This window comes from Bacillus sp. SIMBA_008 (genome assembly GCF_046535495.1).
Classification (GTDB): Bacteria; Bacillota; Bacilli; order Bacillales; family Bacillaceae; genus Bacillus; species Bacillus subtilis.
In genome coordinates this window covers 1-229 of sequence record NZ_JAWRWL010001435.1, presented here as the reverse complement: position 1 = coordinate 229, position 229 = coordinate 1, and the positions used below count along the sequence as shown (strand labels likewise).

The window sequence follows — 229 nt, the reverse complement described above, 5'->3', positions numbered from 1 at the left end:
GTTGTGGAAATGAAGAAAGCCCACCCATGTGGTGAGAATCGCTGGAAGATTATTCGTATGGGAATGGATATCCGCATTAAGTGCGAGGGATGTGACCATTCAGTAATGATTCCTCGAAGAGAATTTGATCGTAAGGTGAAAAAAATACTTGTGAAGCACGAAGAATAGAGAGAAAGTAACAGTTGCAATGGGTAGCTGTTACTTTTTTTCGTTTGGAGGAAACTTGTCA

1 protein-coding gene is annotated in these 229 nt (G+C 40.6%); it reads left to right on the top strand.

The annotated features are described in order from the left end of the window. The coding region (locus SB658_RS28230) for a DUF951 domain-containing protein (protein ID WP_410603923.1) at positions 1–168 on the top strand (168 nt) is incomplete at its 5' end. Positions 169–229 lie beyond the last annotated feature (61 nt).